Origin of the sequence: Rothia mucilaginosa, assembly GCF_049990865.1 — a bacterium.
Taxonomy (GTDB): domain Bacteria; phylum Actinomycetota; class Actinomycetes; order Actinomycetales; family Micrococcaceae; genus Rothia; species Rothia mucilaginosa_I.
This window is the reverse complement of sequence record NZ_CP188231.1, coordinates 1,561,205-1,585,999: the sequence shown is the minus strand read 5'-3', so window position 1 is coordinate 1,585,999 and position 24,795 is coordinate 1,561,205. Positions and strand designations below refer to the sequence as shown.

Annotated in this window: 12 protein-coding genes; 2 read left to right on the top strand and 10 right to left on the bottom strand. The window is 59.0% G+C overall.

Annotated elements, in window-relative coordinates:
- Positions 1-37: 37 nt before the first annotated feature.
- The 6 genes from ACP3RB_RS06140 to ACP3RB_RS06115 all read right to left on the bottom strand — a co-directional run bounded on the left by ACP3RB_RS06140 (position 38) and on the right by ACP3RB_RS06115 (position 12,412).
- Positions 38-988, bottom strand: coding sequence for a glycosyltransferase family 2 protein (locus ACP3RB_RS06140; protein ID WP_070542646.1), 951 nt, complete (start codon positions 986-988; stop codon positions 38-40).
- 11 nt (positions 989-999) lie between these two features.
- The gene (locus ACP3RB_RS06135) at positions 1,000-1,788 is read right to left on the bottom strand and encodes a CDP-alcohol phosphatidyltransferase family protein (RefSeq protein WP_304191439.1); all 789 of its coding nucleotides are present in this window, start codon (positions 1,786-1,788) and stop codon (positions 1,000-1,002) included.
- Positions 1,789-2,264: 476 nt separating this feature from the next.
- Complete coding sequence (locus ACP3RB_RS06130; RefSeq protein ID WP_426698813.1) at positions 2,265-5,615, bottom strand: fibrinogen-like YCDxxxxGGGW domain-containing protein; 3,351 nt, start codon at positions 5,613-5,615, stop codon at positions 2,265-2,267.
- A gap of 227 nt (positions 5,616-5,842) precedes the next feature.
- Positions 5,843-6,703 carry a hypothetical protein gene (locus ACP3RB_RS06125; RefSeq protein ID WP_424826704.1) on the bottom strand — a complete coding sequence of 287 codons (861 nt, stop codon included), beginning with the start codon at positions 6,701-6,703 and terminating at the stop codon, positions 5,843-5,845.
- A 344-nt stretch (positions 6,704-7,047) separates the two neighbouring features.
- Complete coding sequence (locus tag ACP3RB_RS06120; protein WP_426698812.1) at positions 7,048-9,516, bottom strand: fibrinogen-like YCDxxxxGGGW domain-containing protein; 2,469 nt, start codon at positions 9,514-9,516, stop codon at positions 7,048-7,050.
- Positions 9,517-10,045: 529 nt separating this feature from the next.
- Positions 10,046-12,412, bottom strand: coding sequence for a fibrinogen-like YCDxxxxGGGW domain-containing protein (locus ACP3RB_RS06115; RefSeq protein WP_426698811.1), 2,367 nt, complete (start codon positions 12,410-12,412; stop codon positions 10,046-10,048).
- 547 nt (positions 12,413-12,959) lie between these two features.
- Here ACP3RB_RS06115 and mfd point away from each other — a divergent pair.
- Entirely contained in the window at positions 12,960-16,709 is a 3,750-nt protein-coding gene (mfd, locus tag ACP3RB_RS06110; protein ID WP_426698810.1) for a transcription-repair coupling factor, read from the top strand.
- 123 nt (positions 16,710-16,832) lie between these two features.
- Positions 16,833-18,251: an NAD(P)H-quinone dehydrogenase gene (locus ACP3RB_RS06105; RefSeq protein WP_311452726.1), complete on the top strand. Its 1,419-nt coding sequence runs from the start codon at positions 16,833-16,835 to the stop codon at positions 18,249-18,251.
- Between the two features lie 150 nt (positions 18,252-18,401).
- On the opposite strand, the gene ACP3RB_RS06100 is transcribed toward ACP3RB_RS06105, so the two are convergent.
- The 4 genes from ACP3RB_RS06100 to ACP3RB_RS06085 form a co-directional block, all read right to left on the bottom strand.
- Positions 18,402-19,802: an MFS transporter gene (locus ACP3RB_RS06100; protein WP_426698809.1), complete on the bottom strand. Its 1,401-nt coding sequence runs from the start codon at positions 19,800-19,802 to the stop codon at positions 18,402-18,404.
- 393 nt (positions 19,803-20,195) lie between these two features.
- A complete protein-coding gene (locus tag ACP3RB_RS06095; protein WP_314683748.1) occupies positions 20,196-22,016 on the bottom strand; it encodes an acetyl/propionyl/methylcrotonyl-CoA carboxylase subunit alpha in 1,821 nt (606 codons plus the stop codon).
- Positions 22,017-22,167: 151 nt separating this feature from the next.
- Positions 22,168-22,881: a Maf family protein gene (locus ACP3RB_RS06090; RefSeq protein WP_426698808.1), complete on the bottom strand. Its 714-nt coding sequence runs from the start codon at positions 22,879-22,881 to the stop codon at positions 22,168-22,170.
- A 322-nt stretch (positions 22,882-23,203) separates the two neighbouring features.
- Positions 23,204-24,622, bottom strand: coding sequence for a dicarboxylate/amino acid:cation symporter (locus ACP3RB_RS06085; protein ID WP_070644064.1), 1,419 nt, complete (start codon positions 24,620-24,622; stop codon positions 23,204-23,206).
- Positions 24,623-24,795 lie beyond the last annotated feature (173 nt).

The window sequence follows — 24,795 nt, the reverse complement described above, 5'->3', positions numbered from 1 at the left end:
AGAACGGAAGAGGAAACCATGTCTGTGCGATATCTGGTTAGAGACCTCGACCGGTCTTCTGGACGAGATCAAGAAGAGTAGCGGGCTTAATAACGCCGGTGGACACAACATACGCCGCCCAAGCACGAAGCTGCTTGGGGTCGCGGCGCAGAGCAGCGCGAGCGTAGGCACGCGCCTCCTTGTTGTTGCCCAGGGACGCCTGCGCGTACGCAATCTGACCGGCGATACGAGCCAGGCCCTTGGGGTCCTGCTCAAATTCGGGGAACTTACGCAGAATGTAGCTGAGGCCGTCAACCATGGACTGCCACTTGCCGGAGAAGAAGGAGGGGCGGTCCCAGAGCACCAGAATCAGCGGCTCGGGTACGCTCAGCACATCGCCGTGGCGGGTTGCGCGCAGCAGCAGGTCGTAGTCTTCACCGTAGGCGGCGGGCAGCTCCTCATCGACCAGGCCGATGCGGGCGGGCTTACCGTCAACGCCGAGCAGGTCCTCGCGGGAGTACAGCATGGCGGAGGGGTGAATTTCGGTAATGCGCGAACGCAGGAAGTCTGCGAAGGTTGCGCGCTCGGGCGCCAGGCGCACGATGTCCTGACCGCCGGAGCGGACGGTAATACCCGAAGAGATAGCGGCTGCTTCGGGGTTTTCACGCCAGAGAGCGACCTGCTGGGTGAGCTTGGAGGGCATCCAGTAGTCGTCGTCATCGCAGAAGCCAATCATCTCACCGCTGGAGGCGATGATACCGCTGTTGCGGCCACCAGCCAGACCGCCGGAGCGGGTGTTGGAGACAATCTTCAGGGCACGGTTTTCGCCGACCTCAATGTCCTCGAGGCGGTCGGGCTCAACACGGTCAAAGACGACAACGACTTCAACGAAGCCGCGGTAGCTCTGCTCAAGGATGGAACGGACCGCCACGCGAAGCAATTCGGGGCGCTTGCCGTTGGTTGCGATAACGGCGGAAACAGCAGGGTTGCGAGAGGTGAAGTGCATCATTGGGATTCTCCTTACTCAGCGGGGGTCGCGAGGCTAACGTACTTGCGACGCATGGACAGCAGGACGGTTGCGGCATTAGCCAGCAGAAGCAGCGCGTAGACGATGACGAATACGGGGCCGAAGCCAAGGAAAATGTAAATCCAGCAGAGGGTGCCAGCGTCCATGTGCAGGTTGATGAAGGAGCGCAGGGGGCCACCGGTCGGGGGAGCGGCGGTCTTGCGGTTGTTGCGCAGCTGCTCAGCAAGAATCTGACTCATGAAGTGACCTGCGGTCAGTGCGGTGAAAATCATCGGCATGGCAATAATCCAGCCGTTGAATGCGTTGGAGCCGGTGAAAGAGTAGTGTGCCGGGTACAGCAGGAAGGAGAGTAGGGTTGCCATGTGCACAGAGGGCACACGGATGGAGTCGACCACGTGGTCGAGCCACTCACCGGCAGGGGAGGATGCGCCGGTCACGCGAGCAACCTGGCCGTCAGCGGAGTCCAGGCCGTAACCGAGAGCGAAAAGCAGGGCAACGCAGATACCTACACCGACGCTGGGCGGGCAGGTAATCAGAACGATGAGGCCTGCCGCGGAACATGCAGCGGAAATTGCGGTGACGCCGTTGGGGGTGATGCCCAGAGCGACAGCTGCCGCGGCGAAGTAGCGTGCTACTCGGCGGTTAACCCAGCGGGTGTAGGCGGGAACGCCAATGCCGGGCTTCTGCGCTGCCTCAAGGGAGCGCAGGGTGTGGGAAAACTTCGCAGAAAATCCCGATGCGGGTGCGGAGTTCGGGGCGTGAGGTGCCTCAGAGGTGGACATGCACATTCCTTTTGAATCGGTGAGAGGAGTGAAGGAGAGTGAATTACTCCCTTTCGGGGTGGCTGCGAGAAAGTCCGGAAGTCTCGCACGCAAAAAGAGGTGGTTGGTCCCTTTTTCACATACACCACTATATAGATATTTTACAACGAGATAAAGTGCAACAGGGTGCGTGTGGTCAGGGTCAACAATTGTGTCGTAAAAAGCCTCTGACAATGCGCTTTGGTGCAGGTTTGCGGGATCCTTTGGGCAGGTTCGGCGTGCTGCTAGATGGGAGTTATCGACGCTTTGTTCCTGTGAATTCTGGATTTAGAAAACATTTCTGAACATTGTGCAGAGATGCACATAACAGAACTGCAAATAACCGGAATTAATGATGCAAAAAACACAGAAAAGTGGGGAACACACGCAAATGGGGTTTGATTTCCTGAATCATTCAGAAAATCAAACCCCATTTAGCTGAGATTATCTAGAAGGTATTAGTTCCTTCGGGACCACATCGGAACGCGGGTTCCGACTCCGTTATTGACAATGCGTCGCTCGCCCTGGGCGGCTGCCGCGTTGTTCGCGTTGTCGACCACGGGCTGCTCAGCCTCGTGTGCGGCGGGAGCTTCCGCCTCCTTGTCGGCTTCCTTCTCAGCGGGCTGCTCAGCAACCGGTGCCTTGGAGGTAGCCTGCAAATCGAAGCTCACATTCGGGCGAACGTTACGTCGGCTAATGCCCGGGTGAACCTCAACAGCGATGAGGTTCTCACCAGCCTTCAGCTGAGAAGCCGGAACGGTGAAAGTCACCGGAGTCTTCTGAGCCTTAGCGGTATCAATCGAGCTCGATGCAATCGCGCTATTCCACAGCTTTCCACGAGTGTCAAAGTTGGAACGACCAACCTCTTCACCGTTAACACCCACCGCAATAGCGTCATCCGCGTAGGTGGTCAGCACCAGGTCGCGGCTCGCCTGCTCACGAGTGAGCTGGATGGTGGTGTAGGCGTAGATATTGGGGCGGGTACGCACAAGCGGAACGTTAACGGAGGTGTTGAGGTTACCGGTACCGACACCAATCGGGGTCTTGCCGGTCTGCCATGCTTCCTGCGCGATATCTTCCAAGGTGAAGTGGAAGTTGTACTTCCAACCGTACTTACGGTTAGGAGCCTTGCTGGAGACCATGTACTTCCACTCGGACGCGTAGGGCAGAACAATCTGATCCTTAGCAGCCTCGTCCTTCGGATCCTCAGGCTTGGGATCGGCAGGCTTCGGGTCCTCTTCCTTCGGTACCTCAGTAGTCGCTTCTGCACTCGGGGTAGCGCTCGCAGTAGGATCAGCGGTAGGAGTCTCGGTCGCGGTCTCCGTGGGGGTAGGAGTCGGGCGAACCGGAGCTACCTGGACCGGAGTGGACGCAGAGTAGTTATCCGAGCTGTCCACAGCACGCACAAAGTAACGTGCGTTGTCGGTGTGGTCAATCTCGAACTTCGTATCCGAAGTGCTAGCGATGACTCGGTCATCACGCAGAATCTGGTAGCGAACACTACCGGTATCCTGCACAGAATCCCACGTCAGAACGTCCTTATCGTCCTTTAGCTCTACCTTCAGGTTCTGCGGGGTAGCCGGAGGAGTCACATCGCGAGCCTCAAAGCGCGCAAAACCGACGGTATCCTGAGTGCCGTGAACACCCAGCGAACGGTGAATATCGCCGCCAACCCACAGGGTACCGGTCGAATCCACGAAAGACTCCCAGATACCGAAGCCGTGGTCACCCTTAATAGCAGGGGAGAACTCCGGCAGCATCTTGCCGCTGTCCTTATCGAATGCAGCGACCAGCTTGATCGAGTGAATCACGCTCGAACCGCCCACAGGGTGCCGCTTATTACGAGAATCCTGGTAGAGGAAGTCACCACAGTGGCAGGCGCCATAGATGGTGTTACCGTTCAGATGCAGATCCTGGAAGTCTCCACCATCGCGGGTAATCGCGGTGTAGGTGGGGGTCAAGGACGCCTTATCGTAACGAGAGATGAGGTGCTCAGTACCGCCCACCCAGACGCCGGTACCGGCATCCTGGACGTCGAACTGGAAACCCCAAATTTTGGTTTCACTACGCAGGTCAGAGACCTTAGCGCCGGCCGGAATCTCAGAATGCTGGTATGCCCACGGGCTGCCCTTCTGCATATGCTGAGTAATATCAGCCACGCGGTAGGCAAGGCCGCCGTTGAGCCAGGTGAAGTAGCCGGCAACGTAAACATGAGAGTTATCAGCGGAAGCGCTAATACCGTTGACGGTGCCATTGAACACCTGACGCCAATCGCGATCCACGCTCACGATACCGGGCACGCCGTCAGAAGGCTCGCCCAGCTTAAAACGGGCAATATTGCGCGAATACGCAGCACCCGCCTTTTCACTTTCATGAACGTGGGTAAAGGTGCCACCGATGTACACGTAGTCACCCTGACGGTGGATGGTCTTCACCGTCATGGGCTCAGTAAGAATACGATCTTCGACGCTAACCTGGGCCCATTCCGGGGCAACTTCACCGGTCGTGGCATCAACAACGACGAAGTTCTCATGCTTTTCACCGTTAACGAGCTTGAAGTTACCACCAACAGCCAAGCGGTTATTCGGCAGAGCCTCAACAGCCTTCACCTGACCATTAACAGTCAGCTTGAAGTCGCGGCGCAAATCGCCGGTCACCGGGTCAAAGGCAGCAATATTAGACTGCTTCACCACCTCGCCGGAAGAGGACTCAAGGTACATGAAGTCACCACCAATAAACACGCTAGAGGTGCCGTTGCCGTGATTGACCTCGGTGATGGCCTCAACGTAGGTGTTCATTTCGTTGGATTCACCGGTGAAGGTCTTGGTGCTGGTTCGCCAGCGCCAATCCGCCGAACGGCTATTGGGCAGGGCACGACGAGTGCTTGCCGGGGTACCGGAATCCGGGATAGCGCCCAGGTTCAAATCATTCTGGGTTAGCTTAGGGCGCAGGAACATCTGGGTGTAACCGAAGGAGGTTTCACCCTTACCGTCCTTACCGTAAATGTAGGAGTTCTGCGCGTCGGTCATTGCCGGCTCAGAACCATCCTGCGGAATGGGGGAGTTTGCACCGTAACGGAAACCCATACGGTAATCCTGGGAAGCCATCTCATCGAACTTCAACGTCTTGAAGCCATTATTCTGACCACCCAGAATGTGGTCTTCCCAGGTACCGTCAGTCCAGTTCTTGCGGCCCTCTTCGTTATAGGAAGAGAACTCGTCAGGGTTGGTGACTGTCGCATTTGACCATATAGCGTTCGAACGCAGGGCCCAGGTCCACTCAGAAGTCTGGCGGCGATCAACCGTCGCCTCCTGCCACTTGGTGCCCGAGGTGTTCAGGGCACGGCGGAAACGATAACCATCAGGCAACTGATCGGGGCGGGTGCCGTTGAGCAGCTGAGAAATAGTGGTGCCCGAAAGCTGAATAGGGGTCTTCGCGGCGGGCACCGAGCGTAGAGCCTTGCCCTGCTCGAGAGTCAAACCGGATGACGCGGGCGCGGCATCGCTGTAGAGCTGGGAGGCGTCGCCCTGACCCTCGTAGTTTTCGGTCCAGCCGTCGCGGCCCTCACCAATCTTGACCCAGCCGCCGCCATCAGTTTCCTGATCGCAGTAGAACTGTGCCGGCTGGCTCATCGCGGGAGTGTACAGCCAGTAGGCACCGCTCTTTGCCTCGGGGTTAGCCTGCTTGGCTTCCCAACAGCTAGCGGCAGCACGCTCGGAGGTCGTGCCATTGTAGAAAGCAGAGTCCCTTTTTGCCGCAGTCTGTTCGACAGCGGTACTCGGCGTAATAGCGGGGATAGCTACGGGCAAAGCCAAAGCCGTAGCAATGCTCAAGCAAAGAGTTGAGCGGGTTATAGCAGAACGAGAAAAGCCTGAGCTCGTCATGCCAAAGTGGGCTTTCATAATATCTCCAATGAATGCCAAGAAATGTTATCGAGTGCGCATCAACATTAATGCGCTATGGATGATAATGCGCGGTTTCCAGCGAATCTTAGTTGGAAACCTCTTAGTTGGAAACCGGCATCTTTAATTAGACCCTAGCAATCAGGATTGTTCGGGAAATCATGGGTCGCAATCTTCCACTGACCATCGACCTGAACGAGGGTGTAAATATTGAGTGAACGCTTGGGAGAATTGTCATCCTTAACGGGCTGATTATTCTCGTCATAGATCTTCACAGAGGAAGAATCCATGCATACTTCCAGCATGCGCGCGGGCTGACCCTTGTACTGAGTTTCAGCCATGCGGGGAGTGCCCACGACAGTGGAAGAACCTTCATAGTGCCAGCCAGCCAGTGCGTATTCGGAAGCCTGCACAGCAAACTCAGCCGCAGCGGAATCAACAGCCACGGCCTCGATGGAGCGGATCGTCTCATCATCGAGAACAGCGCGGGCCCGCTCAACGTTCTGCTGCTCAGCCTCTTCATCGCTACTCGGATCAGCGGTGCGCTCGGGCGAAGCCTCAGCAGAGGGGGCTGCCTTAACCTTGGTCAGAATGGTTTCAAAAGAGTTGACCAGCTCGGTAGTCTTCTTAACTTCTTCAGCGTCAACAGGTACGGAAGAAGCTTTCTTCATCTCCTCAGCACCAGTGTAAATCTCTTCAAGCTTCTGGCCGTCGGAAGAGGTCGCCTCGCTCTTTGCCCCATCCTTTGCTTCAGCCGAAGCGTTAGCGGATGCTTCTGCGGTGCCCTGCTCGGAAACCTGGGGGGAAGCAGTCGAAGACTTGTTTGAGGAAGCATGCGCCGACGCGGAAACGCTTGCGGACGCAGAGGCAGACGAAGAGCTATCGGAGCTTGGGTTTTCAGTAGCGCAAGCGCTCAGAACCAGGGCGGATACCGCAACGGTACCCAAAGTGCCCAGAAGGCGGGACCGGGAGGGGTGCTTGAAGAACACTGACATGGGAAGCCTCTTTAGTGGTTGGAGTGAGAATGACTATATTCCGGAAGATAATACCTCGCACAATGGCTAAGCACCTAAAGGCTAACACGCAAAGCTGGGAAAATACTTAGACTCACAAAAATAACGTTTTTATAAATGATGAGAATAAGCCCTAACTAATACTCTATTTTTACTTGATTCGAGGTAAATATATATCTCTACATGAAAAAACCTTCATGTAAATGAATGAAATAGATTCACTATGTGCAAAAAAGTCCCGGGCTGGTTTAAAACCAGCCCGGGACAATAGGGCGAACATCACTAAAATTATTTGTCATAAAAGTGGATATTGCCCTGATGAGGGGTTATGCCGCCTGAACGGCCTCGGTACTTGCCGAATAGTTATCCGCAGTATCTACCGCACGTACATAGTAGCGGGCGCCGTCGCGGTGATCCACCGAGTAGCTCGTGCCCGTAACCGTCGCAATCGGACGGTCATCGCGCAACACCTGGTAGGTCACTCGCTTCTCCGGCACAGCGGACCAGCTCAGCTGATCCTTCGCACCGTTATGCTTCACCTGCAGGTTCTGCGGGGTCTCCGGGGGAGTCACGTCGCGAGCAGCGTAGCGAGCGAAGCCCACGGTGTCCTGCACGCCGTTAGCACCCAGAGACTTGCTGATGTCGCCGCCGACCCACAGGGTACCGGTCGAATCCACGAAGGACTCCCACACGCCGTAGCCGTGCGCGCCGTTCATAATCGGGGCCCACTCCGGCAGCACCTGGCCGGTGTCCTTATCGAAGGCCGCGACCAAACGAATCGTCTGGGCATCCGTAGCGTTCTTCCACTCCGCATCAATCTTGGTTGCGCCCTGGTAGATGAAGTCACCGCAGTGGCAGGCACCGTAGATAGTCTTACCGCTCAGATGCAGATCCTGGAAGTCGCCGCCCTCGCGAGTAATCGCGCTGTAGGTACGCTGCATGCTCGACTTATCGTAGCGGCTAATCATGTGCTCGGTACCGCCCAGCCAGACGGAGGTGCCGGCGTCCTGAACGTCGAACTGGAAGCCCCACATCTTACGCTCGTTCTTCAGATCCCAGGTCTGGGCGCTGGAAGGAACGTACGAGGGCTCTTGGGTCCAGTCGCCGCCGCTCTGGCGGGGATTGGTGATGTTGGCGATGCGGAACGCCTCACCGCCGTTAAGCTGCGTGAAGTAGCCGGCCACGTACACATGGCTGTTGCCCTCGGAAGCGTTCACACCGTTCACCGTGCCGTTGAAGACCGGACGCCAGTTCCAATCCACCTCACCGTTGCTCAGTTTGATGCGGGCCAGGTTCCTCGAGTAGGCATACGTGGGGGAGGTGTTACCCTTCAGGTGCGTGAAGGAGCCACCGAGGTACAGGTACCCGTCGCGGACGTGCAGGGTCTTCACCTGCACCGGCAGGGAAGAGATGCGGCTCTGAACGTGAATATCCCACTGCTTCGCCACCTGACCGGTCTTCGGATCCAGCAGCACGAAGCCGTTGTGGTTCTCACCGTTCACCGTGTCGAAGGTGCCACCCACAGCCAACAGACCGTTCGGCAGAGCCTCAACCGACTTCACCTGACCGTTAATCTTCGGACGGAAGGAACGGCGCAACTCGCCGGTACCCACCTCGTAAGCCGCGAGGAAAGCCTGGTCGACCTTCTCACCGCTGGCCGATTCGACGTAGGCAAAGTCGCCGCCGGTGAAGACCGCGCCGCCCACCTCGGTAATGGCCTCAACCTGGGTGTTCATCTCACCGTTCTTGCCGGTACCGGTCGTCTTACTCGTACGCCACTTCCACTTCTCGGAGTAGCTATTGGGCAGTGCGCGGCGGTTGCTTGCCTCGGCACCCTGCTGGCCGTAGTCGTGCAGACCCTTAGCCGCCAGATCGTTCTGCGTCAGCTTCGGGCGCAGGAAAATCTGGGTAAAGACCAGGGGAGTGGTCGAATCATTCGCCGGACGGTAGATATACGAAGAAGTCCTGTTCAGCAGGTAATTCTGGAACCAACCCGTAATCCTAGCGTTCGGGCCGTAGGTAAAGCCCAGCTTGTAACCCTGCGAGGGCTTCTCCACGAAGTACAGGGAACGGTAATCGTTCGAATAGCCGTAACGGAAGATATTGCCCTCAGTCTTATCCTGACTGTAGTAGTTGTAGCCACGGTACTGTCGCGGATGAGTAATCGAAATGTTCGACCAGTACATCGTTGCGCGGAAGGTCCAGGACCACTCGGTGCTTGCGGCACGCGTCGCCTTGAAATCCTGCCACGCGGTACCGTTCACGTTCATGGCGCGGTGGAAGCGCACACCGTCGGGCAAATCCTGCGGACGGGTACCGTTCAGCAGCGCGTTCACCGTCTGACCCGGCAACTGCACCGCGTCAAAACCGGTGGGGTTCTGGTGCAGCTGTTTGGTATCGCCGCGACCGTTGTAGTTCTCGGTCCAGCTCTCACGACCGCGGCCAATCATAACCCAGCCGCCACCATCAGTTTCCTGATCGCAATAGAACTGCTCGGGAGCACTCATCGCGGGGGTGTACAGCCAGTACGCGCCGCTCTTGCCACGCGGATTATTCTGCTTAGCCTCCCAGCAGCTCGCCGCAGCGCGCTCGCTCGACGAACCATCATAATAGCGTGCGTCAGCAGCCTGAGCGCCCGAAGCAATCGGACCCAAAGACGCCGCAACCATCGCAATAGAAGCAGCCGCCGCACCCAAAGCGCGGGACCCAGAACGAGAAGCTACGCGAGAGCCCTCAGAAGCGGAGGAAGCAACGCCCTGTGAGCGCCCTCCACGCGTGAACGGAAGAAAATTCATTTGTCTCTCCTAGAGACCTCAACCGGTACACAACAGAAAAATGCAATTCACACAGCAACACCCACCCAACACAGGGCACAGCATAGTAACCATGCATCGGGGAGGGAAGAAGCGTTATGAACTGCACTAACAGAGAGTCTGCTGCCGGAATCAGTGAGTGTAGTTATCGGAAATTGAATGAATACGCCCCGCCCCTCACGCACGAAGCCAACAACGGCACCGCACCCGTAAGAAGCAGAACGCTAAAAATCTGTGAAGTTTCCACTGTCGTACCAACAGTGAAAAAACACCACAGACCAAGATTCAGCCCATCATCGGAAAGGACGGAAGCAACCCATCCGACGCAATGAATCCCAACCCATCATAGCCGCCGCAGAGGCGAAGCGATAGCAAACTGGGCAACTCGGGCCAAACCAAAACTATAGGGGGGTATACACCCCGGGTGCGCCACCGCCTGATCCGAACCCCGCAAAACCCTGCAGAGCCCACATCAGGCGGCGGCTCAAAGAAACTAGATCAACAACCTGACCTAAGCCTGAGCAGCTCCCGTAGAAGCCGAGAAATTCTCAGATGCATCGATGGAACGCACGTAGTAGCGAGCGCCATCGGTGTGCTCAACCTCGTAGCTGGTACCCGAGACCGTAGCAATCACGCGGTCATCACGCAGAACCTGGTAGCGAGCGCCGCTCTCACGAACGCCAGACCAGGACAGCTTGTCAGTCGAACCATCACGCTGAACCGACAGGTTCGACGGAGTCGACGGGGCGGTCACATCGCGAGGAGCAAAGCGAGCGAAACCGACAGTGCGCTGCTCACCATTAGCACCCAGCGAACGGTTAATGTCGCCACCGACCCACAGGTTGCCGCGCGAATCCACGAAGGACTCCCACACACCGTAGCCGCTAGCGCCCTTCAGAACCGGGCTGAACTCACCAATAACCTCGCCGCTGTCCTTATCGAACGCTGCGACCAGGCGCATACGGTGAACTGCCTTCGACTCCTTCCAGTAGGTGTGGTAGCCGGTAGAGCCCTCAAAGAGCACGTCACCGCAGTGGCACGCACCGTAAATGGTGTTACCGCTCAGGTGCAGATCCTGCCAGTCGCCACCGTACTTAGAAATCGACGAAGAAATACGGCCGTAACCATTCTTCGAGTAGTTCGCAATCAGGTGGTCAGCACCGCCAGTCCACACGGTCGAGCCAGCATCCTGAACATCGAACTGGAACGCGTACACAATACGGTCAGTAATGTTCAGCTTCAGCGACGGCTCCCACTCCCACTTAATGTTCGAAGCGTTAGAACCATTCAAAGCAGCCAGACGGAACGCACGCTGGTTATTCAGCTCGGTAAAGTAACCCGCAGCGTGAACAGTCGAGTTATCGGATGCAGCGGTAATACCGTTGACCGTGCCGTTGAAGTTCGGGCGCCAATTCCAATCCACCGCACCGTTCGAAAGGTTAATACGAGCGGCACCACGCGAGTAAGCGTACGCCTTAGAAGTATTGCCCTTCACATGGGTGAAGTTACCGCCAATGTACAGGTAACCGTCCTGAACCAGTAGGGTCTTCACCTGCGCGGCAGCACCATTACGGCGCTGAATCTGAAGGTCCCACGTGCGGTCAATCTGACCGGTGGTCGCGTCCAGAATGACGAAGTGGTTAACCTTCTCTCCATTCACCTCGGTAAATTCGCCACCAACCGCCAGGCGGTTATTCGGCAGAGCCTCAAGAGCCTTAATCTGACCGTTGAAAGTCGGGCGGAAGGAACGAACCAGCTCACCCGAATCCACGTTGTAGCCAGCCAGGTACGACTGATCTACGCGCTCGCCGCCAGCCGACTCCACATACTTGAAGTCACCACCGGTGAAGACGGTATCGCCCACCTGAGTAATAGCCTGAACGTAGGTGTTCATCTCGTTCTTCTTGCCGGTGCCAGTCTGCTCACTGGTGCGCCAGCGAACGGGCATCGTGTAGCTATTGGGCAGAGCACGACGGTTGCTGGCGGCAGAGCCAGAACCAATCTGCGAGAAGTTCAAGTCACGCTGAGTCAGCTTCGGGCGCAGGAACACCTGAGTGAAGGGGATAGAGTAACCGAAGGAACCGCGCTTGTGGTAAATATACGAATCAGAATTCTCATTACCGAAGTTCACCAGTGCGCCGTACGCAAAACCAATCTGGTAGCCCTGGTTCGGGTTAGCGAAGAAACGCACCGAGCTGGTGGTGATGCCCGGAGCCATTTCCGAGGGGTAACCGCCCATATGAGCGGTGCGGTTGATGCCTGCGCCGGTGAACTTTACGTTGCCCCAACGCTGACCGTAGCTCATCGCCCAGGTCCACTGCTCAGTCTGAGGACGCTGAACATAAACGTTCTGCCACTGGGTGCCCCTCGCATTGTGGGCGCGGTGCAGGCGCATGCCGTCGGGAAGATCCTGAGGCTTAATGCCGTTCAGCAGCGCATCGACAGTGTTTGCGGGAAGCTGGACCGGCGTAAAAGCGGCAGGACCGGTGGGATTCTGATGCAGCTGATTCGGGTCGCCGGTGCCATTGTAGGACTCGGTCCAACCCTCACGACCGCGGCCAATCATGACCCAGCCGCCGCCATCAGTTTCCTGATCGCAGTAGAACTGTGCCGGGCCGCTCATCTGCGGGGTGTACAGCCAGTAAGCGCCAGAAGAGGCAGAAGGATTAACCTGCTTGACCTCGTAGCAGGAAGCAGCCGCCTTATCGCTGCTGGAACCATCATGGGTGCCGGTAGCAGCCGAGGCGGGAGTAATAGGAGTAAGCGGTGCCGCAGTGAAAGCAGTACCAAAAGCGAGTGCGCAAGCAGCCCACTTCTTAGCAGACCATGAATGGGCATGGGGCTTTTCAGCGGGATTGTTCGTGTATGTGGTTGTCATTTGTGTCTTTCTGATGCGACGTTCCGGAAGAAACATCGAAAGAAACGGTGAATTATTGCACTAGAAAAACCGCAGTAAATACTGAAAACCTGAGGTTGGTTGGAAGAGGTGATCAGAATCCGGAAGGAGATATACTGTGTGGTTTTTCTGTAAGTGTTAATGATTAGGGTACAGGATTAAGCTGTGAAAATAATGGTGCACAAAGTGCAAAAATGTGGGGGAGAGTGTGATTTACGCCCTATAAAATCGGCGTTGTGGCACAAGAAATGACACAGAATAAAACCATACTCATATATCGCCAATGAAAGCGACAATCGGGTGCAAAAAGCTATATCTACAGCCAAAGAAGCCCACGAAAGAAAAATGCCATAAAAAGCAGAGTAGACCTACAATAGAAAAGCCGCGCACATCACCAAAAAGTGCACATAAAATTCCTCAAAATAAAACACTCGGGCACCCCACCCGACACCACCTCACACCGACCACCCGTCGGCACCCTCCACCAGCCAAACCGCCGGAACCGAGGACCGCAGATTCAGGAGAACCCGTGAGCACCACCCGAAAAGCTACCGCACAGCCCCCCGAAGCACCCCTGCACCCCCTCCTGAAAACCCTCAATCAACTCAGCAGCTGGGCCGCGATCCGCACCGCCGCCTCCGCGAAGCCCGCTGAACGTAGCGCACGCACCCTCATCGGCGCCGTCGCCGGAACCCACGCCGCGCTCATTGCCGACATCTCCGCTGCCGTACGCGCAACCACCCCCGAAGCGCTCAGCCTCATCATCGCCCCCACCGACCGCCAAGCAGAAGACCTCGCCGCAGCCCTGCGCGCCTACCTGCCCGCCGCCGACATCGCGCTCTTCCCCGCCTGGGAAACCCTGCCCCACGAACGCCTCTCACCGCGTTCGGACACCGTAGGCCGCCGTCTGCAGGTACTGCGCGCCATGACCGGGGAAGCGACCAAGCGCCCCCAGGTCGTTATCGCGCCCGTACGCGCCGTCATCCAGCCCATCGTCACCGGCATCGAAAAACTTGAACCCGTACACCTGGTTCGCGGTGAAGAATACCCCTTCAAAGACGTAGTACGAGGCCTCAACGACGCTGCATACTCCCGCGTAGACCTCGTCGCCAAACGCGGCGAATACGCCGTACGCGGCGGCATTATCGACGTCTTCCCGCCCACCGCAACCACCCCCGTCCGCCTCGAATTCTTCGGTGACGAACTCGACGAAATGCGCCACTTCTCCGTCGCCGACCAGCGCACCCTCAGCGGGGGAGAAGAACTCACCGAACTCACCCTGCTACCCTGCCGCGAACTGCTCATCACCCCCGAGGTCATGAGCCGCGCCGCACGCCTGAAAGCCGACTACCCGGCAGCCGCAACCATGCTCGAAAAGATCGCCGGCGGAATCTACGTCGAAGGCATGGAATCGCTCACCCCGCTGCTCATCGAATCCATGACCACCCTCACCGAGCTGCTGCCGGCAGGGTCCATGATCATTAACGTCGAACCCGAGCGCGTGCGCGCCCGCGCCGAAGACCTCGTCGCCACCAACGAAGAATTCCTCGCCGCCGCATGGGACACCTCCGCAGAAGCCGATGCAGTAGCACCCATCGACCTCGGCCAGCTACGCATGAGCGACAGCGGATTCCGCACCATCGACCAAACCACCGCCCAGGCACTCGAAGCCAAGCTCAGCTGGTGGGAAATCACCGAACTCGTCACCGACGCAGACCTACTCGAAGACGCCGCCGCAGGCGCGCTCGAAAACCAGAGCATCGCCGACGCCATCGAAGACGGAATCGACACCTACACCGTCAACGCCACCCCCGCAACCGCATTCAACGGCTCCGTCGAACGCATGCTCAGTCAGGTTGGCGACCTCATCCAGAAGCAGTGGACCGTCCTCGCCCTCACCAACGGCCGCGGCTCCACCGACCGCCTCATCGACCTCTTCCACTCCGGCGAAGGGGCACCCGCCGTACCCGCAGCCCGCCGAACCAGCCTCGAAGCCGACCCCGCCGGCAAGCTCGACCACGGCATCGTCGAGGTGTGCGAGGCGCCCGCCTCCGCAGGCTTCCTCATCGAGGAGGCGAAGCTCGCCGTCTTCACCGAAGCCGAACTGCTCGGCCGCCGCGGAACCTACGCACCCCGAGGTGCCGCCGGACAGAAATTCAAGACACGCCGCCGCCGCAACGCCGTCGACCCGCTCGCGCTGAACCCCGGCGACTACGTGGTGCACGAACGTCACGGCATCGGCAGGTTCGTCGAGATGACCTCCCGCCCGGTGGCTGGTGCATCCCCGGTCAATGGCGTGCAGCCCATGAAGGAATACCTGGTCATCGAGTACGCCCCCGCCAAGCGCGGCGGCGCACCCGATCGCCTCTTTGTGCCCTCCGACCAGCTGGACCTCATCTCCAACTACGTGGGCGGCGAGAACCCGAGCCTGTCCAAGATGGGCGGTAGCGACTGGGCTAAGACCAAGTCCCGCGCTCGCAAGGCAGTCAAGGAAATCGCCGCCGACCTGGTGAAACTCTATTCGGCACGCCAGGCATCGCGTGGCCACGCCTTCGCCCCTGACACCCCCTGGCAGCGAGAGCTGGAAGAGTCCTTCCCCTACAACGAGACCCCCGACCAGCTCACCGCCATCCACGAGGTGAAGGAAGACATGGAGAAAGAAATCCCCATGGACCGCCTCATCTCCGGCGACGTGGGCTTCGGCAAAACCGAGGTCGCCGTACGTGCCGCATTCAAGGCGGTACAGGACGGCAAACAGGTTGCCGTACTCGTACCGACGACCCTGCTCGCCCAGCAGCATTACGAGACGTTTAGCGAGCGCTTCTCGGGCTTCCCCGTGAAGATTCGCGTGCTTTCCCGCTTCCAGAAGGCGAAAGAAACCCGCCAGATTACCGAAGAAATCGCCTCCGGCGCGGTGGACGTGGTGATTGGTACCCACCGCATCCTCTCGGACAGCGTGGTGTTTAAGGACCTGGGCCTGGTCATCATTGACGAGGAGCAGCGTTTCGGCGTGGAGCATAAGGAAAAGCTCAAGCAGATGCGCACGAATGTGGACGTGCTCGCCATGAGTGCAACCCCCATTCCGCGCACTCTGGAAATGTCGCTCACCGGTATTCGCGAGACTTCCACCCTTGCCACCGCGCCGGAGGAACGCCACCCCGTGCTCACCTTCGTGGGTCCGCGAACCGACAGCCAGATTACCGCCGCAATCCGCCGCGAGCTCATGCGTGAAGGACAGGTGTTCTTCGTGCACAACCGCGTGGCTGACATCGACGATGTTGCCGCGGAAATTGGCAAGCTCGTGCCGGAGGCGCGTATCGCCACCGCCCACGGCCGCATGAGTGAATCGCGTCTGGAGCAGATTATTGTGGACTTCTGGGAGCGTCGCTTTGATGTGCTGGTCTGCACCACCATCGTGGAGACCGGCCTGGATATTTCGAACGCGAACACCCTCATTGTTGATCACGCCCAGAACTACGGTCTGAGCCAGCTGCATCAGCTGCGTGGACGCGTGGGTCGTGGCCGCGAGCGCGCCTACGCCTACTTCCTGTACCCGGTGGATAAGACCCTCGGCGAGATTGCGCATGAGCGTCTGAAGGCTGTGGCGACCCACAACGAGCTGGGTGCGGGCCTGCAGCTCGCCATGAAGGACCTGGAGATTCGCGGTGCCGGCAACCTGCTGGGCGGCGAACAGTCTGGTCATATTGCCGGCGTTGGTTTTGACCTGTACCTGCGCCTGGTCGGTGAGGCGGTGGCGAACTACCGCGGCGAGAAGGAAGAGCGAGAGGTCGAAACGAAGATTGACCTGCCCGTCAACGCGCATATTCCTCACACCTACATTGATTCTGAGCGTCTGCGCTTGCAGGCGTACCGCCAGATCGCTGCCGCCGATACCGAAGAGAAGATCGCGGAGGCACGCGAGGAACTGGTCGACCGTTACGGCGAACTGCCGGAGGCGGTAGAGAACCTGCTTGCCGTGGCGACGGTGCGTATGCACGCCCGTGCCGCCGGTATTCACGAGCTGGTGGTGTTGGGTCCGAAGGTGCGCGTGGTGACCGCTACGCCGTTACCGGAGTCCCGCCAGATGCGCCTGAAGCGCGTGTACCCGGGGTCCACGTACGCCCAGCCGAAGGGTATGGACACTTGGCTGACTCTGGTGCCGCGCCCGAAGACCATGCCGGTTGGCGGCAAGGACCTGGTGGACGGCGCGATGCTGCAGTGGGCCGAGAAGTTCATCAACTCGATTTATGCCGAGAAACCGCAGGCTCTCGAAGAGTAGGGGAGTGCCCCGTCTAACCGGCATGCCCCAAGCAAATGCTCGCCGTGCAGGTTGCCACAATATGGCATATCTGCACGGCGAGTGCGTTTGCCCCGTAGCGGCGGCATAGCTCACAATTAAGGCATGACTTCAAAGGTGAACTATGCATCTCAGCGAATTGTAATTATTGGTGGCGGCCCCGGTGGCTACGAGGCAGCGATGGTGGCTGCCGCATCCAACGCGGACGTGACTCTGATTGAGCGCAATGCCATTGGTGGCTCCGCCGTTCTGACCGACGTTGTGCCCTCTAAGACCCTGATCGCTACGGCGGATATGATGACCCGCTTCTCCGAGGCGGGTAGCCTGGGCATTGAGAACACGAAGGGCAAGGCACCTCAGCTGCGTGTTGATATGGACCGCGTGAACCGCCGAGTCCGCGACCTGGCTCAGCAGCAGTCCGCCGACATTAAGCGCGCCCTGGCTTCTGCGGGTGTGAAGATTATTCACGGTACCGGTAAGCTCCTGGACCGCCACACCGTTCAGGTGACTGATGAGGCTGGTCTGGTCTACCCCCTGCAGGCGGACTTTGTGCTGCTGTCGGTGGGTACGCATCCGCGTGAAATGGCGACCGGTATGCCTGACGGTGAGCGCATTCTGACCTGGACTCAGCTGTACAACCTTTGCGAGGTTCCCGAGGAACTGATTGTGATTGGTTCGGGTGTGACCGGTGCGGAGTTCGCCTCGGCGTATAACGGCCTGGGTTCGAAGGTGACCTTGGTGTCTTCGCGTGACCGTGTGCTTCCCGGCGAGGACGAGGACGCAGCCCGCGTGCTGGAGGACGTCTTTGAGCGTCGCGGCGTGCGAGTGATGCCGCGTTCTCGTGCCGCTGCTGTTGAGCGCACTGAGGATGGTACCGGCGTCATCGTGACCCTGTCGGACGGCCGTAAGGTCTCCGGCACTCACTGCCTGGTTGCTATTGGTTCGATTCCGAACACTGAGGATTTGGGCCTGGAAGCTGCCGGTGTGGAGCAGACCTCGAGCGGCCACATCAAGGTGGACGGTGTGTCCCGCACGAGCGTGAACAGCATTTACGCCGCTGGTGACTGCACGGGCGTGTACCCGTTGGCTTCCGTGGCTGCGATGCAGGGCCGTATTGCTATGGCTCACATCCTCGGTGATGCGGTGCGTCCGTTGCGTACCGATAAGGTTGCCGCGAATATCTTCACCTCCCCGGAGATTGCGACCGTGGGTGTGAGTGAGAAGGACCTTGCCGAGGGCTCCTACCGTGGCGACGCGGTGACCCTGCAGCTGGGTACGAACCCGCGCGCGAAGATGATGGCGATGCGCGATGGCTTCGTGAAGATTTTTGCTCGCCGCCACTCCGGCACCGTTATTGGTGGCGTGGTGGTTGGTCAGCGTGCTTCTGAGCTGATTTACCCCATTGCCCTGGCGGTGGAGAAGAAGCTTGCGGTGGATGACCTGGCGGATACCTTCACTGTTTACCCCTCGCTCTCCGGCTCTATTGCTGAGGCGGCTCGCAAGCTGCACACTCGCGGCCTGTAATCCGCGCACACGAGGTGCTGAGCTGGGCGTTGCACGCCTGGCGCAGTATCCCGGAAAACAATAAAGCGGTGGGGGTCGCCTCCTGAATCTAAGGAATTCAGGAGGCGACCCCCACCGCTTTGCCGTCAGAGACGTTAGCTGTTCGAAGTTTTACTTCGTGGTGCTGACAGCGTTCATGTCCACGTCACGGGTTTCGTGAGTGAGCAGGATGAAGATAACGCTCAGGATCGAGGCGAATGCCAGGTAGCCGCCCACAGCGCCCACACCGTAGGAGGAGTTCAGCCACACTGCCACGAACGGGGTCAGCGCCGCACCGAGGATGGACGCCACGTTGTAGGCGATACCGCTGGCGGTGTAACGCACGTTGGTGGGGTACAGCTCCGGCAAGTATGCGGACATGGAACCGAAGGACAGACCCATCAGGCACATACCGATGAAGATGAAGAGGGTGACCACTGCGACATTCGCGTTCGCGCCGGTACCAACGACGGAGGGGGAGATGAGCAGGCCGAAGCACAGACCGAAGACTGCCATCGCGATGGTGGTCCACAGCTGCTGGGTGCGGCGGCCGTACTTATCAGCCAGCCAACCCGAGATCGGGATGAAGATTGCGAAGCCGATAATAGAGATCAGCTGAATCACGAGGAACTCGCGGTAGGGGATAGCCAGACCGCCCTTATCCGCCTTGCCGATACCGTAAGAGAGAACCCATGCGGTCATCAGGTAGAACAGTACGTAGCATGCCACCATGATGAAGGTACCCTGAATCATGGGCCACCAGGCAACCTTGAACGCCTCAACGAGCGGGGTCTTAACCTTCTCGTTGTTAGCGGCAGCCTTGGCGAAGACGGGGGTCTCCTCCAGCTTGAAACGCACGTACAGGCCGACAGCGACCATCACGATGGACATCAGGAACGGAATACGCCAACCCCAGATGAGGAAGGGGTGATCAAAGTTCTTAGCGTCGGTTGCGGAGTTGAAGGAAATCCAGCTGGTCAGCAGCAGCATGAAGCCGTTGGCTAGCACGAAGCCGATGGGGGCACCGAGCTGCGGCCACATGGCGGCGCGGGCACGCTTGCCGTCCTCAGCGTATTCGCTGGCGAGCAGTGCCGCACCGGACCATTCGCCGCCCAGGCCCAGGCCCTGGCAGAAACGCATAATGGTCAGCATGGCCGGTGCCCACAGACCAATCTGGTGGTAGGTGGGCAGCAGACCGATGATGAAGGTTGCCAGACCCATAGTGAGCAGTGCACCGACGAGGGTTGCCTTACGGCCGATCTTGTCGCCGAAGTGACCGAAGATCACGGAACCGAGGGGGCGCGCGATGAAGGCGACGCCGAAGGTTGCGAAGGATGCCAGAAGCTCGGTGGTTGCGTCCTTCGAGGGGAAGAACAGCACGGGGAACACTGCCACTGCTGCGGTGGCGTAAATGTAGAAATCGTAGAACTCGATGGTGGTACCAACGAGCGAGGCAAGAATAACTCGACTGCGAGGAGTCGTATTCTTCACCGATGCAGCGGACGCTTTCGTGTCGGGTGCAGAGGTGCTCATGAGGAAAACTCCCGAAAAGGTGAACTGTGTGTACAGATGGAGCCCGAGGTAGGTGTTCCATCACCGGTTGGCGCGGGAGGCGGGTGTGCCGTAGGCGCGTGCCGGGTGCCGCGACCGCACCGGGTGGGGTGCGGTGGGCGTAGGAATCTGAAAGGCCCCTCTAAAGTGCAACATTATAACTCTGTTCAGAAGAGACCCAACAAATACAGCCACTATTTGGACGTAATCGCAATAGGTAGTTGCTCAAAACCCCACAGAAACAGGCAAGAGCGCAGAAACAGACAGGGCGGACACAGAAAATCCCCCGGAAAGATACGAGAGGGGACCTCGTGCCCTTCCGGGGGATCTGTGTAGCCTATAGCGCTCGCGAGACCGCGGTATCGCGGCGAAGCGTTACTTGATGGTCGCCAGCACCGCACCGGAGGTGACGGTATCGCCGGCCTTAGCGGACAGACCCGAAACCTTACCCGCCTTGTGCGCGGTAATGGGCTGCTCCATCTTCATCGCCTCCAGCACCAGAATCAGGTCGCCCTCGGCAACGGTGTCGCCGTCAGAAGCCGCAACCTTCACGATGGTGCCCTGCATGGGGCTGGTCAGCTCGTCGCCGCCACCCTTTGCCGCGCCGCGTGCCGAACGAGACTTGCGGGTCTTGGAGGCGGGCTTAGCCGCAGGCTTAGTGCCGCCACCCAAATCAGGCAGGGACACCTCCATACGCTTACCGTTGACCTCGACAACCACGGTGGTGCGCTCATCCTCATCGGAGCCCACGCTACCGGGTGCGCCGGAGTACATGGGGATGGTGTTGTTGAACTCGGTCTCAATCCAGCGGGTGTGCACCTTGAACTCGCCGCCCTCAGCCGGCGCGAAAGCGGGATCATCCAGCACGACGCGGTGGAACGGAATGACGGTGGGCATACCCTCAATGGTCAGCTCAGCCAGGGCACGGCGGGCACGCTGTAGAGCCTGCTCACGATTCGCGCCGGTGACAATGAGCTTAGCCAGCATGGAGTCGAAGTTACCGCCGATAACATCGCCAGCTACGAAACCGGAATCCCAGCGAACACCGGGGCCGGTGGGCACGGTCATCTTCTCGATGGTGCCGGGGGCGGGCATGAAGGAACGGCCAGCATCCTCTCCATTAATACGGAACTCGAAGGAGTGACCGCGCAGAACCGGGTCCTTCTCCTCAATCTTCTCGCCGCGGGCAATACGGAACTGCTCGCGTACCAGGTCCAGACCGGAAATCTCCTCGGAGACCGGGTGCTCCACCTGCAGTCGAGTATTCACCTCAAGGAAGGAAATGGTGCCGTCGGTGCCGACCAGGAACTCACAGGTGCCGGCACCCTGGTAGCCAGCCTCACGCAGAATCGCGCGGGATGCCTCGTACAGACGCTCGTTCTGCTCATCGCTCAGGTAGGGGGCGGGCGCCTCCTCAACGAGCTTCTGGTTGCGGCGCTGCAGGGAGCAGTCACGGGTGGAAACCACCACGACATTGCCGTGTGCATCCGCCAGGCACTGGGTCTCAACGTGGCGGGGCGAATCCAAGAAACGCTCGATGAAGCACTCACCGCGACCGAACGCCGCGGTAGCCTCGCGAACAGCGGACTCGTACATCTCAACAATGCTCTCGCGGTCGCGTGCCACCTTAATGCCGCGGCCACCGCCACCAAATGCGGCCTTCACCGCAATGGGCAGACCGTGCTCATCCGCGAAGGCAACAACCTCATCGGCGGACTTGACCGGGTCCTTGGTGCCGGGCACCAGGGGAGCGCCCACCTTCTGCGCGATGTGGCGGGCTGCCACCTTATCGCCCAGCTGGGTAATGGACTCGGGGGAGGGGCCAATCCAGGTCAGACCCGCGTCAATGCACTTCTGCGCGAACTGCGCGTTCTCAGAAAGGAAACCGTAGCCGGGATGCACGGCGTCAGCACCGGAGCGGAGAGCAATCTCAATGAGCTTGTCCATGACCAGGTAGGACTGTGCCGCGGTGGCGCCGCCGAGAGCGTAGGCTTCATCGGCAAGCTTCACGTGCTGGGAATCGCGGTCGGGGTCAGCGTAGACGGCGACGGTCTGCAGGCCCTCATCGCGGGCTGCACGAATCACGCGGACAGCAATTTCACCGCGGTTAGCGATCAGAATCTTGCTGACCGGGCCGGTGTGACGGCCGGGGACTGCAGTAAATTTCTTGGCGGCTTCTGCCTGGTGCTGAGTCACTTAAAGCTCTCCTTTAATCTCCTGCTCCAAGGATACATCGGCAGGATTGGCGAATATAACGCGCATCATACTGTTCTATCTTATCGATTGGTGTTCAATAATGTGTATTCCAGGGCGCGCTTTGAGACAGATTTATACGATTACGCTGAATCTAATCCTCGTTGTGGGGCGCTAGCCACAACTCGGTTACCGCAACCTCGCGGCGGCGCAACATATCGCGTAGCGCGTGGATGGACAGGCCCACCACCGTGTGGAACTCACCCTCAATACCGCGAATAAACGCCGAACCGTAGCCGTCCAGGGTAAAGGAACCGGCTACCCAGAGCGGTTCGCCGGTGGCAATGTACGCCTCAATCTCTTCGGGGCTGAGCTCATCAAAGTGGACGGTAGCGCTGCGTAGCTCAGAAACAGTGGGTAGCTCAGAAGCAGCGGGCAGCTCGGCATCCGGCTCAATGCCACGCAAATCCACGAGCGCGTGACCGGTATGCAACACACCGTAGTTGCCGCTCATAGCGCTGATGCGCTCGCGCGCCGTCTCGGCGGTGTGCGGCTTGCCGTAGGCAACACCCTCAAACTCGAAGACCGAATCGCACCCCAGAACCAGCGCATCGCGCACACCCTCGGCGGCAAGTTCGACGGCAACAGCCTGCGCTTTCAACTGCGCCAGCAGGGAGGCGGTCTCAGCCGGGGTGAGCCCGGCACGTCCCTGCGCTCGCGCCTGTTCGTTGGCGGCGGTGAGCGCGGCGTCCTCATCTACGGAGGAGACGCGCACCGTGAACGCGATGCGGGAGTCTTCCAGGAGCTTGCGGCGCGCCGGGGAGGCGGAGGCAAGAATCAGTCGGGTCGGTGAAGCGCTGGTAGTCATGGGTTCTATTTTAGAACGTTGCGGCAGGGTTTTACCTTCGGGTGCAGATTAAGGGTTGATGGGAAGCTGGGGTGGGAAGGTTAGGAGGCATAAAAAGAGCGTGTCCCATCCCCCTCAACCACGTAGGAGATGGAACACGCCGTTCAAAATCATAACTCTTCTCAAGAATTAAAGAAAAGAAGAATCAATCGTGACGTTTTTATGACGTTTGACAAATGTATTTTGCCCGTGCTGTGCGCCCATGCTGGGGGCATGGGTGGCGGAGAAGCTACACGGCGCTAGGCAGTACCGCCTAGCGCCGCGTGTGTGAGCCTTCGTCAGATTAGCGGTGTGCCGCGGCGGTGTTGTCCTCCACCTCGTGAAGTCGCTGCGCCTCACCGGCAATGCGCTCATCGTAGAATTCCTGAGCCACGAAGCCGCCCTCCGAACGGGGAGCGTTGTAGAGCTCCTCATCCAAGATGCCCTCGCGGCGAGCAACAATCGCGGGAACCAGCGCCTGACCGGCAACGTTCAGAGCGGTACGACCCATGTCAACGATCGGGTCAATCGCCAGGAGCAGACCCACGCCGTCCAGCGGCAGACCCAGAGTGGACAGGGTCAGGGTCAGCATCACGATAGCGCCGGTCGTACCGGCGGTCGCAGCCGAACCGAGCACGGACACCATCACAATCAGCAGGTACTGGGTGAAGTCCAGCTGAATACCGTAGAACTGAGCCACGAAGATTGCGGCAAGAGCCGGGTAAACCGAAGCGCAGCCGTCCATCTTAGTGGTCGCACCCAGCGGAACGGCGAAGGATGCGTAGGCGCGGGGAACACCCAGGTTGCGTTCGGCAACGGTCTGGGTCATCGGCATCGAACCCATCGAAGAGCGGGACACGAAGCCCAGCTGGAGCGCCGGCCACACGCCCGAGAAGTACTGGCGGACCGACAGGCCGTTCGCGCGAACAATAATCGGGTAGACCACGAGGAAGACCAGCAGCAGGCCAATGTAGAGGGCGATAACGAACGCGACCAGCGAACCCATCGACGCCCAACCGTACGCGAACACCGCCTTAGCAATCAGACCCACGGTACCCAGCGGTGCCAGGCGAATGATCCACCACAGAATCTTCTGAATAATCGCCAGGGCGCTCTTGACCACGTCAATGAACGGCTTGGCGGCCTCGCCGACCTTCAGGGCGGCAATGCCGACCGCACCGGAAATGACCAGGATCTGCAGCACGTTGAAGGATGCCGAGGCGGTGATACCGGAATCACCGGACTTAGCGCTGACGCCCAGACCCAGGAAATTCACCGGAATCAGACCGGTCAGGAACGCAGTCCACGAACCGGTCGAGCCGGTGTACGCCTTGCCCTGCACCTGCGCGCCCACGCCCGGCTGAACAATGAGGCCCATTGCAATACCAATGAGCACCGCGAAGAATGCGGTAATCGCAAACCAGATGAGCGTGTTAACTGCCAGACGCGCCGCGTTCGTCACCTGCGACAGGTTAGAGATGGAGGCGACCACGGCGGTGAAAATCAGCGGAACAACAGCCGCCTTCAGCAGAGTGACGTAGGAGGAGCCGATGGTATCTAAAGTCACCATGAGCCAGTTGGGGTTGCTCTTCGCGTCCCCGCCCAGTGCGAGGGCGAGCGCGCCGAGAACAATACCCAGAATGAGGGAGGCAATGATTTGGTTGCCAAAAGAAGTAGCCCACTTGGGCAGACGTGAACGAGATGATGCATGCGGTGTAGACATGTGGCATACTCTAAAACTTTTGCGCACTCCGGCGCGAGTTTGTGTGAAGAAGTGTTTCAATCCGGTGCAGTGTAGGGGATGTGTGACGAATCGTGACCTTCTGGCGGTACCTTTAGCAGCATCTTCCGGCGGCACCTTTCGGCGGTACAACCAACAAGCGCAGCCAACAGTGC